The organism is Paenibacillus timonensis (assembly GCF_022427145.1).
Classification (GTDB): Bacteria; Bacillota; Bacilli; order Paenibacillales; family Paenibacillaceae; genus Fontibacillus; species Fontibacillus timonensis.
In genome coordinates this window covers 42,748-53,221 of sequence record NZ_JAKSXN010000039.1, presented here as the reverse complement: position 1 = coordinate 53,221, position 10,474 = coordinate 42,748, and the positions used below count along the sequence as shown (strand labels likewise).

Annotated in this window: 10 protein-coding genes and 1 other RNA gene; 1 reads left to right on the top strand and 10 read right to left on the bottom strand. The window is 54.2% G+C overall.

Annotated features, from left to right (window positions below):
* Positions 1 to 262: 262 nt before the first annotated feature.
* From MJ257_RS15975 to ffs, 6 genes are all read right to left on the bottom strand, one after another.
* Positions 263 to 526 carry a pro-sigmaK processing inhibitor BofA family protein gene (locus tag MJ257_RS15975; RefSeq protein ID WP_240270196.1) on the bottom strand — a complete coding sequence of 88 codons (264 nt, stop codon included), beginning with the start codon at positions 524 to 526 and terminating at the stop codon, positions 263 to 265.
* Between the two features lie 25 nt (positions 527 to 551).
* Positions 552 to 779, bottom strand: coding sequence for a DUF2508 family protein (locus tag MJ257_RS15970; RefSeq protein ID WP_372489824.1), 228 nt, complete (start codon positions 777 to 779; stop codon positions 552 to 554).
* A 211-nt stretch (positions 780 to 990) separates the two neighbouring features.
* Positions 991 to 1,590: a recombination mediator RecR gene (gene recR / locus MJ257_RS15965; RefSeq protein WP_059040434.1), complete on the bottom strand. Its 600-nt coding sequence runs from the start codon at positions 1,588 to 1,590 to the stop codon at positions 991 to 993.
* Between the two features lie 27 nt (positions 1,591 to 1,617).
* Positions 1,618 to 1,929, bottom strand: a complete 312-nt coding sequence (locus MJ257_RS15960; protein WP_178024067.1) for a YbaB/EbfC family nucleoid-associated protein — start codon at positions 1,927 to 1,929, stop codon at positions 1,618 to 1,620.
* A gap of 98 nt (positions 1,930 to 2,027) precedes the next feature.
* Positions 2,028 to 3,794, bottom strand: coding sequence for a DNA polymerase III subunit gamma/tau (gene dnaX / locus MJ257_RS15955; RefSeq protein ID WP_240270194.1), 1,767 nt, complete (start codon positions 3,792 to 3,794; stop codon positions 2,028 to 2,030).
* Between the two features lie 126 nt (positions 3,795 to 3,920).
* An RNA gene (ffs, locus tag MJ257_RS15950) (signal recognition particle sRNA large type) lies at positions 3,921 to 4,187 on the bottom strand.
* Between the two features lie 184 nt (positions 4,188 to 4,371).
* Between ffs and MJ257_RS15945 the strand changes: the two genes are divergently transcribed.
* The gene (locus MJ257_RS15945) at positions 4,372 to 5,628 is read left to right on the top strand and encodes a stalk domain-containing protein (RefSeq protein WP_240270193.1); all 1,257 of its coding nucleotides are present in this window, start codon (positions 4,372 to 4,374) and stop codon (positions 5,626 to 5,628) included.
* A 447-nt stretch (positions 5,629 to 6,075) separates the two neighbouring features.
* Here MJ257_RS15945 and rpmE read toward each other — a convergent pair whose 3' ends face one another.
* From rpmE to murA, 4 genes are all read right to left on the bottom strand, one after another.
* Positions 6,076 to 6,273, bottom strand: a complete 198-nt coding sequence (rpmE, locus tag MJ257_RS15940) for a 50S ribosomal protein L31 (RefSeq protein WP_155608687.1) — start codon at positions 6,271 to 6,273, stop codon at positions 6,076 to 6,078.
* A 101-nt stretch (positions 6,274 to 6,374) separates the two neighbouring features.
* The gene (locus MJ257_RS15935) at positions 6,375 to 7,643 is read right to left on the bottom strand and encodes a radical SAM family protein (RefSeq protein WP_240270192.1); all 1,269 of its coding nucleotides are present in this window, start codon (positions 7,641 to 7,643) and stop codon (positions 6,375 to 6,377) included.
* Positions 7,644 to 7,697: 54 nt separating this feature from the next.
* Positions 7,698 to 9,062, bottom strand: coding sequence for a transcription termination factor Rho (gene rho / locus MJ257_RS15930; protein ID WP_240270191.1), 1,365 nt, complete (start codon positions 9,060 to 9,062; stop codon positions 7,698 to 7,700).
* Positions 9,063 to 9,174: 112 nt separating this feature from the next.
* Complete coding sequence (gene murA, locus MJ257_RS15925; RefSeq protein WP_240270190.1) at positions 9,175 to 10,431, bottom strand: UDP-N-acetylglucosamine 1-carboxyvinyltransferase; 1,257 nt, start codon at positions 10,429 to 10,431, stop codon at positions 9,175 to 9,177.
* Positions 10,432 to 10,474 lie beyond the last annotated feature (43 nt).

Here is a 10,474-nt window from a genome sequence, read left to right as displayed (position 1 = left end):
TCAAGGTGTTTGACTTGCTCATTTAAAACAAACTGACGAGATTTAAAATCTCAGTTTATTACTCACTCGTTGTTCAGTTTTCAAAGATCAAACGATGTTTTTCGTTATCGCTTCGTTTCAGCAGCGACCTTTATAATATATCACGCTGCCCACTCTTTAGTCAAGACCTTTTTTATTGTCACCATCTGGAAGGCCTTGTCCGGCTTGTCCCGCCGGAGAAGCGATTTATAATGTACCACAGATGAACAAGCCGAGTCAACCTTCAGATCATGGTTAATTTTAGGCCGACCAATAGAGCGACTCCGGGCAGGCCAAGTACCAACACCGTGCTTAAGGTAACCGGATTTAAGGGAATGTACACTTCGGTCAATAATCCGGAGAAATTGATCACATAGATGCCCAGCGCCGCCAGCACGATATGCAGCCCAAACCGGGAAAGCCACACCCAACCGATTTTGCGCGAGAACAAAATATATAACAGCAGCACCAGCGATACGACAAGAATGCCGATTAGCACAAGCTTCATCTTTTATCCCCTCCTCCCTCAAAGTTCACGAACTTTCCCCAAAATAGGATCCATTGCGAAAAGCGTCCCAATCCACCTGAGCCTGCTTCGCCGCCTTGAGTTGGATCTGGTACCTGCGCTCCGCCGCCTCCAGGGTATAAATCGCCACATCTACCTCATCGTGTCCCACCGCTTCCTGGAAAGCGATCCGCGCCCGCTCCCACTCCTTTAACGCATTGATGACCTCTGCATACAATTCCCGTTTGTATTCCATGACCTCGTTTCTGCGAGTCTGGTTTGAGCGGCCTTCGCCCCAGAGCTTCAAACCCTTCAAGTTTGATCGCCTCCTCATCCGGTTTTATTTCATGTTTATCGGGAGAGGGACAAACTTAGAACCGGAGCAGCCGGAAAACAAAAAGAACTTTAAGCCCCAAGCGAAAGCGCAGGGCCTAAAGTTCTCCGGTTCCAAACGGTAAGAATAAAACCTAATTTAGTTCTCGTCGCCCTTCCAGCGCCTTGGATAACGTCACTTCATCCGCATACTCCAGGTCGCCGCCGACCGGCAGCCCGTGAGCAATCCGGGTAACGCGAATATCGAAAGGCTTCACGAGACGGGAAATATACATGGCGGTCGCCTCCCCCTCAATGTTCGGGTTGGTCGCCAAAATCAGCTCCTTCACCCGTTCATCGCTCAACCGGTTCAGCAGCTCCTTGAGCCGAATATCATCCGGTCCCAAGCCTTCCATCGGCGAGATCGCCCCCTGCAGCACATGATAGTAGCCATCGAACTCCTTCGTCCGCTCCATCGCCACCAAGTCCTTGGATTCCTGCACGACGCAAATCACGGAAGCGTCCCGGGTCTTATCCTGACAAATCCGGCAGGGATCGGTATCCGTGATGTTGCAGCAGACGGAACAGTAATGGAGGTTACGCTTCACGCTTACCAGCGCTTTGGCGAAGTCGATGACGTCGTCTTCCTTCATGCGCAGCACGTGAAAAGCCAGTCTGGCCGCCGTCTTCGGCCCGATACCGGGCAAATGGGTAAAAGCATCGATCAGCTTCGCGATCGGTTCGGGATAATACAATGGGGCCTTCTCCTTCAGTTCGTAAAATTAGAACAGGCCTGGAATTTTCATTCCGCCCGTAAACTTGCCCATATCCTGGTTCGCCAGTTCTTCGGCTTTCGTCAAAGCATCATTGACTGCGGTAAGCACCAAATCCTGCAGCATTTCCACGTCGTCCGGATCTACCGCTTCCGGCTTGATCGTCAAGGACAACACCTTCTTGTGGCCATTGACCTGCACGGTCACTACGCCGCCGCCGGCACTGCCTTCTACGGTTTTGCCCGCGAGCTCTTCCTGTGCTTTGAGCATTTGCTCTTGCATTTTCTTCACTTGCTTCATCATTTGGTTCATATTGTTCACGTCGTTCACATCTCCTTAAATTGGTCTGCATGTACGTCATGCGTTATATAGAAAAAACATAACCACGATTCTACGGTCTATACCTGGCCGGTGTTTAGTTATTCCTTGATGACGACCAGGTCATCCCCGAAAATATTCAACGCTTCGTCCACCCAAGGTTCTTTGCCGGATCCGCCATCCTCAGGCGGTGGTTCCAACTCGAACGGTTCGCCGCCGGGACGTTCGCCCGCGCCTTGCTGCGCATCGGTCCAATCCTTCTGCATCATCGTCACCAAATGGTACGGTTTGCCCAATTGGCGTTCCATGACCGTTTCGATCACCTGCTTATTGGCCGGCTTCTCGGTGGTCTCACGGTGAATATCGTTTTTGAACGCCACCAGCACGTTATCCTCCGTAACCGATACGGGCTCTCCGTTCACGAACCACGCATGGATCGTAATCTTGGCATCCTTAACGGCCTGGAGCACCTGGTTCCATTTTTGCTGGATCTCCATGAATTCCGGGCTGTTGCGGGCTGCAAGATACTGATCCATCCCGGATGGAATTTTGGCCTTCGAGGCTACGCGCGGTGCGGGGCTTCGCGAAGGACGATTTCCACCGGTCGCCGCGCCTCCCGTGACGGAACCGACGGCGGCAAGTCCACCCTGCAGCGCCCGCTCCAGCTTCGCCTCCAGTTCCGCCAACTGACGGCGGAGCTGATGGACCTCGGAAGCATCGGCGGACGACCCGGTCCCCGCTCCCGCGCTGCGGACCGAAGCCGGCTGTTCTACGGCGCCCTCTCCTCCAAACGTGCAGATCTTCAGCAAAGCGACCTCAAACAGCGTTTGCGGTTGGACGGCGTATTTCATTTCCGTCTGATAGTGGTTCAGCGTATCGATGATGCGAAACAGCTGCGGTTTCGAGAAGCCCTCGGCAATCTCCGCAAAATCCTGCGGATCCAGCACGCGTTCCGTCAACTTGTCCGCCTTCGGCACCATTTTGACCATCAGCAAATCGCGGAAATAATAGAGAAGATTCTCCATGCACTTGTCCGCGCTTTTGCCTTCCTGCATAAAACCATCGATCATCTGCAGCATCCCGCCGATGTCGCCAGCCAACAGCGTCTTTGCCAGCTCTGCGAACTGCCGGGAGGCAATGCCGCCGGTCATGTCCAGTACCTGCTGGTACGAGACCTTACGGCCGGAGAAAGATGCGATTTGATCCAAAATGCTTAACGCGTCGCGCATCCCGCCGTCGGATAATCTGGCGATATACTCGATCGCTTCCTTCTCCGCTTCGATGCCTTCCTGCTCGCAGATCATCCGCAGCCGCTCGCTTTGCTCTTCCAACGATACCCGGCGGAAGTCAAAACGCTGACAGCGCGAGATGACCGTTGCCGGCAAACGGTGCGGTTCGGTGGTCGCCAATATAAACATCACATGCGGAGGCGGTTCCTCCAATGTTTTTAAGAGCGCGTTGAAAGCTTCCGTGGTCAGCATGTGGACTTCATCGATGATATAAACCTTCTGCCGCACTTCCGTAGGGGCATATTTGACCTTCTCCCGCAAATCGCGGATCTCCTCAACCCCCCGGTTGGAAGCGGCGTCAATCTCAAGCACATCCATGACGGCGCCAGCCGTGATCCTCCGGCACGCATCGCATTCGTTGCACGGTTCTGCCGCAGGTCCTTTTTCGCAGTTTACGGCTTTGGCCAAAATTTTCGCGGCACTGGTCTTCCCGGTTCCCCGCGGACCGCTGAACAGATAAGCGTGCGACAGCCGCTGTTCGCGGATCGCATTCTGCAACGTGCGGATGATATGCTGCTGCCCCACCATGTCTTGAAACGACTGCGGCCGCCAAGCCCGGTACAGCGCAATATGCTCCATTATGCGGCACCTCTTTCTTTCCTCAAACGACGGTTGTCGTTTCCTTATTATACTATAGCCATTTGGTCTATGTACAAAAAAAACACCCCTGTCCGCAGACAAAGATGTATTCTTATCGAGTATTCACCGTGCACCTGTTATTGATCATTGCGATCCGAGCGGCACCTTTACGGCATGACTCGGGACAGGCTGCCCTCCGGCACAGGAGTAATACTGCTTATGGCTGCTTCCTTCCGGACCTGACCAGGTTCGCAGGTACTCCTTGCGGAGGACCCGTCCGTCAACATCTGCCGTAAAGACCGGCCTCACATCGACAAGACCTCTAACAGGACTTCAACCTCGCTACAGCGGATTGCGAGTTACAGGGCACCGCTACCTCCCCATCTAGCACGGTGAAACTAAGTATATCTCATGCCTGTACAAAATGCAACCGAAGGGAAGAAGTTGGCTGGAGTGCCTGGACTATGCCTCGTTTGTCATTCATTTATGCGTCTTCCTCTAAATGCAACTCTAGTTTTATTTTGATATATTAATAGAATAAGAAACTGGAAATCAGAGCATGAGAGAGGAGAAACAAATGAAACCAATCGGGAAAATTTTACTGGTTACGGCCCTTTTGGCCGGAAGCCTGGCCGGAATGCAGCCGTCTCGGGCTGAGGCGGCTGCATCGGTGCAGATCCTGCTGGACGGGTATCCGCTGGCCTTTTCCGGCGAACCGATGATCGTCAACGGCACGACGCTGGTTCCGTTCCGCTCCATATCCGAAGCGCTCGGGATTACCGTCACCTGGAACCAAGCCTCCAAAACGATCACTGCCGTCAAAGGCGCAGGGGCCGATGCGATCCACGTACAATTAACGCTGAACAGCAAAACGGCCAAGGTGAACAACGCCTCCGTCCCGTTGGCGGTTGCCCCCCGGTCCATTGGCGGCAATACGCTGATTCCGCTCAGCTTCTTCAGCCAGCAGTTCGGGGCCCAAGTCGGATGGGACCAAGCCTCGAAGACCGTATCCATCGCCTCCCCGCAGGAGCGAATGTATACGCTCGGCTTCTACGCCATATCCTCCTTCTCGGAGGTGGGGGCGGTTCCTAGCCTGGACGCCGTTGCTTTCGGCTGGAGCCGCATCAACGAGAGCGGGCAATTTACGCAAACGGGCGACGTGTTCAAGCTGCCGCAGGCCTCAGGCGAAGTGACCCCGGACAGTCTCGTGAACGACGCGGCCACCGCACGCACCTTGCCTTATTTGATGGTCTACTCTAGCGACGTGAAAGGTGAGCTGACCCGGGTCATCGAAGATCCAGCCCTGCGGCAGCAAGCGATCACCGATATGGTCAACGCTGCGACTGAAAGAGCGTTCCAAGGCATCATGCTCGATTTCGAAGGGCTCGGCTTAACTACGGAGAAGACGGCGACGCGGGAGGCTTTTAACAACTTCGTCAAGGAATTGTCCAAGCAAACCCGGGCGGCCGGGCTCAAGTTATCCCTGGCGCTGCACCCGCTGAACTCGTCCTATCAAGGTTATGATTATAAGACGCTCGGAGCGCTGGCGGACGAAATCGTGATCATGGCTTACGATTACCTCCCGGGAGACAACAGCGGTCGGCCGCAGCCCGCAGATAAAGTGGATGAAGCGATACGCCTGGCTCTGAAAGAGACCAGCGCCAGCAAGCTGATCCTCGGACTCAACCTGGACAGCGAGGATCAAACCACCATCAAAACGCTGACCGGTCTGGCGAAACGCTATGACCTGAAGGGCATCGCTTTATGGCGGCTGGGCATCATCAAGAGCGAAGAGTGGACTAGCCTCAAGCAGAGCGTGGAGTTCAAGAAATAATTGTAATCGGTTTGAGTAAGCAGGTTGGATTTGAGGGCGGACGGGTGTCGGCCATCGTTTTCCGGCCTGCTTTTTTATGATTCAATAACGAGCTTCACGGCTTCCGTCAACCAAGCGAAGTCCGCAAAGTACGGCCGTCCCCGCCAATCCGCGATCTCGTATTCCGGATGCAGGTTATCCAAGCTCCTCCGTAAAGGCCACCATACATTGCGCAAAAATAGCTGCTCTCCATGCCCATGCCCTCGTTCCAAACGATCCTTCCGTTCGCCGGAACGTGTTTGCGGTGCGATGCCAACCAATGTTGATGCGTCTCATCAAAACCCATATGTTCGCCGCCTCCCCTTAACCGAACTTATAAAATCACGCCAGTAAAAAAGAAAAAAACGCCTCCGCCTATCATCAGATAGGCAAAGACGTTCTTCGTCATGTCGTTTGTGCAAGGGTATCTTAGATACCGTATTTCTTTTTGAATCTATCCACACGTCCACCAGCATCCAGGAATTTCTGCTTCCCTGTGAAGAATGGATGGCAGTTGGAGCAAATTTCAACGCGCAGGTCTTGTTTCACGGAACCCGTCTCAAACGTGTTACCGCAAGCGCAAGTTACCGTAGTCACGTGATATTTCGGTTGAACTGCTTCTTTCATCACTTTCACCTCTTTCCGCCCTGAGCCTCAGTCGTGCCCAGAGTTATAATGACACATAATCGCATTATAGCACGGGCCATCCGTTCACGCAATTGCCTGTTTTATCCGCGTACTTTGACGCGGGCCAATTCGGCCGGAGGCACATGCGTATACGATCCGATGACGACATCCGGCAGCTCCTCCTGGAAAATCTCGATCGCTTGCTTCATGCCGAGAATCTCCCCCTTGGCTTTCGGGATCAAGTCCAGATAGCTTTCGGGGTCTATGTTCAGATTGCGCAGCTGAATCAGCTTCAGCTTGCTGCGACGGGCGAATTCGATCATCGCTTCAACTTCTTCCTCGCGGTCCGTTACCCCGGGGAAAATCAAATAGTTGATCGAGGTGTATACCCCTTGATCCGCAGCATACTTCAATGACTTCTCTACATTCGCGAGCGTATAGCCGCGCGGCTTGTAGTAGGCGTTGTAGTGGTCGTCCAGCGCGCTGATCGTGCTGACCCGCATCAGATCCAAGCCCGCATCTACGATGCCGCGGATATGATCGGATAAACCCGCATTCGTATTAATATTGATATACCCCATGTCCGTCCGACGCCGAACCTCGCGAATCGCTTCGATGATCAGCTTGGCCTGCGTCGAAGGCTCCCCTTCGCAGCCTTGACCGAAGCTGATAATCGACTCCGGCGTGGTCAAATGCTCCAGCATGACCTCCACCAGCTCTTCGACGCGCGGACGGAAGTTCATCCGCGTCTGCGGCGAGACGAACCCGCTATCGTCCGGCTGTTCAGAGATGCAGCCGAAACAACCCGCGTTGCAGGAATAGGAGACGGGGACCGCCCCTTCCCATCGATTCAAGAACGTATTGGAGGCCGTCAGGCACTCATAGCCCAGCGCGCAGTTCGATAAATGCTCATACAGCCGGTTCTCCGGGTAGCGGGAGGTATAGGCTTTCACTTGGTTCTTCAACTCCAGAGGATCGCAGTTCAGCGGGTTCCACTTCTCGGGATCGTCCGATAAGCGCGCCGTCACGTAGAACTGACCGTCCTTCCAAACAACCGCGGAGTACCCGAACAAAGGCAGTTTATAATCCTTGTCGGTCTTCACATACCCCGGCAGACAAAGACGGGTAAAGCCTTGCGGAAGCAAAGCCCCTACCGCCTGGACATTGCCCGGGAGCGGCTTCATTTCGCCGGTATCCGGGTCCATGCCGATCGGCCGGGTGGACGGTAAGCCCACCAAGGTCGCCCCCTCGGGAAGCGGAATCAGCTCATCCTCCATGATCTCCACGATCATGTCCGCGCTGCGAGCCAAGCCATACAGCGACGGGTGATCATAGACCTGTCCTTGTTCATCTGCATACACTAAGTACATGTTGTTCTCCTCTTTATATTCATCAACGGGAAGACAGCTCTCCCGATGGATCTCTTATACCGTAGAATTATGCGTGGATCCGGCGCCCGTAGAAGACGAGCCCGCCCGCGAAGACGTAGAACCCGACCGAACCGGACGACGCGCCCCGCCGTTGCCGCCACCCGAAGGGGTGTTGCCGGAAACATCGAAGGAAGCCAGGAATTCGGCATTGGTCTTGCAGTCACGCAGCTTTTTCAGGAACCCTTCGACAAAGTCGTAAGAATCGTTCATGTTCTTGCGAATCGACCAGATCGTATCCAGCTCTTCCTTGCTGAGCAACACTTCCTCGCGGCGCGTGCCCGAGCGGCGAATATCGATGGCCGGGAAAATCCGGCGTTCCGCCAGCTTGCGATCCAGATGCAGCTCCATGTTACCGGTGCCTTTGAATTCCTCATAAATAATATCGTCCATCCGCGAACCGGTATCCACCAAAGCCGTTGCCAAAATCGTCAAGCTGCCGCCCTCTTCCACATTTCGGGCCGAACCGAAGAAACGCTTCGGACGATGGAAGGCGGCCGGATCGATCCCCCCGCTGAGCGTCCGCCCCGACGGCGGAACAACCAAGTTATAGGCGCGGGCCAGACGCGTAATGCTATCCAGCAAAATCACGACGTCCTTCTTGTGCTCCACCAGACGCAAAGCGCGCTGCAACACAAGCTCCGCCACCTTGATATGATTCTCCGGCAGCTCGTCAAACGTAGAAGCGATCACTTCGCCTTTGACCGAACGCTGCATGTCGGTAACTTCTTCCGGACGTTCGTCGATCAACAATACGAATAACTCAATGTCGGGATTGTTGGTGGAGATGCTGTTGGCGATTTCCTTAAGCAGCAAGGTCTTCCCTGCTTTAGGCGGCGCCACGATCAAACCGCGTTGGCCTAGTCCGACCGGGGCAAGCAAATCCATAATGCGGGTGGATAGATGATTTGGGGAAGTTTCAAGCACCAATTTGGTCTGCGGATAGAGTGGAGTCAGCGCAGGGAAATGCAGACGTTCCGCCGCGATGGCCGGGTTTTCGCCGTTGACGGCGTTGACTTGCAGGAGGCCGAAATATCTCTCGTTTTCCTTCGGCGTTCGGCACTTCCCGGATACGAGATCCCCGGTACGCAGATCAAACTTGCGAATTTGCGAAGCGGAAATGTAAATGTCTTCCGTGCTGGGCAAATAATTAATCGGTCTCAGGAATCCGTACCCTTCCGGTAAAATCTCGAGCACGCCTTCCATAAACATGAGGCCGCTTTGTTCAGCCTGTGCCCTTAAAATGGCGAAAATCAATTCTTTCTTCTTTAATTGGCCGTAATAAGGAATCTGATACTGCTTCGCCAGCTTGTACAGCTCGGTAAGCTTCATCCCTTCCAGATCGGCGATTTGTAGATCCATATTAAAATAACCACCTATTCAATTTTATTGAAATCTATGAAGTATGGCGTAATGATAGACTCATTCGCCTAGTATGCCCCATCCTTGGCAACTTATGCGCGAGAGCGGAAAGTTATTCTTCCGTCTCTCGCCAAACGTCGGCACCCAAAGCGCGCAAATTCGGGACCAGATGATCATACCCCCGGTCGATCAGCTCTACGCCGAAGACCTCGGTAATGCCCTCCGGCACGGTTAACCCGGCTACGACCAGCGCCGCACCCGCGCGCAAATCGGCCGCTTTGACTTTGGCCGCATTGAGCGGTCCGCCTTCGATGATGGCCGAACGGCCCTCCACGCGGATTTTCGCTCCCATCCGGACCAGCTCCGGCACATGCTTAAACCGGTTGCTGTACACAAAATCGCTTAGCACGCTGACTCCCCTCGCCTGCGTAAGCAAACTGGTCATCGGCGATTGAATATCCGTCGGAAAACCGGGGTAGACTAACGCCTTGACGTCAACGTGATGGTAGTCCGGACGACCGATCACCCGGATGCTCTCGTCAAGTTCATCCACCTCGGCACCCATCTCCAGCAGTTTGGCGGTCAACGCTTCCAAGTGTTTCGGAATGACGCCGTCGATCAAAACATCGCCCTGCGTCGCTGCAGCAGCAATCATATAAGTCCCGGCCTGGATTCGGTCGGGAATAATCGAATGGCGGCAACCTTTCAGCTCGTTGACGCCTTCAATCCGGATCGTCTCCGTACCCGCCCCTTTAATCACTGCCCCCATGGAGTTCAACAAGGTGGCCACATCTATAATTTCAGGCTCTTTCGCCGCATTTTCGATAATCGTAGCGCCTTTGGCTCTTGTCGCCGCCAGCATAATATTAATCGTCGCTCCAACGCTGCTGACGTCCAGGTAAACCTTCGCGCCGCGCAGCTCTTTCGCATGCAAATGAATGGCACCGTGTTCATTGGTTACGGTTGCCCCTAACGCCTCAAACCCTTTGATATGCTGATCGATCGGACGAGGCTCAAAGTTGCAGCCCCCCGGCAAGCCGATGGTCGCTTCTTTGAAACGTCCTAACATGGCCCCCATCATATAATAGGAAGCCCGCAGTTTCTTTACCGGCCCGTTGGGCATCGGAATCGAACGAATATGGGTGGGATCAATGCGCATCTGACTGCCATCCCACATGACGCGGGCACCCAGCTCCTCCAAAATCTCCGAGTATACCGCCACGTCGCTCAAAATCGGCAAGTTATCCAGAACCACTTCGGATTCTGCCAAGATCGCAGCCGGAATTAGCGCAATCGCGCTGTTTTTTGCGCCGCTGATCGAAACGCTTCCGCGCAGCGGACGTCCGCCACGGATCATCAATTTCTCCATAAGTCCAGGATCCCCCTACGTATTTGCGTCGGTACACAAGCCC

Coding starts and splice junctions, on each gene's coding strand:
- rho (WP_240270191.1), bottom strand. CDS start 9,062: ATGGATCTACAAATCGCCGATCTGGAAGGGATGAAGCTTACCGAGCTG.
- MJ257_RS15975 (WP_240270196.1), bottom strand. CDS start 526: ATGAAGCTTGTGCTAATCGGCATTCTTGTCGTATCGCTGGTGCTGCTG.
- murA (WP_240270190.1), bottom strand. CDS start 10,431: ATGGAGAAATTGATGATCCGTGGCGGACGTCCGCTGCGCGGAAGCGTT.
- rpmE (WP_155608687.1), bottom strand. CDS start 6,273: ATGAAAGAAGCAGTTCAACCGAAATATCACGTGACTACGGTAACTTGC.
- MJ257_RS15970 (WP_372489824.1), bottom strand. CDS start 779: ATGGAATACAAACGGGAATTGTATGCAGAGGTCATCAATGCGTTAAAG.
- dnaX (WP_240270194.1), bottom strand. CDS start 3,794: ATGGAGCATATTGCGCTGTACCGGGCTTGGCGGCCGCAGTCGTTTCAA.
- MJ257_RS15945 (WP_240270193.1), top strand. CDS start 4,372: ATGAAACCAATCGGGAAAATTTTACTGGTTACGGCCCTTTTGGCCGGA.
- MJ257_RS15935 (WP_240270192.1), bottom strand. CDS start 7,643: ATGTACTTAGTGTATGCAGATGAACAAGGACAGGTCTATGATCACCCG.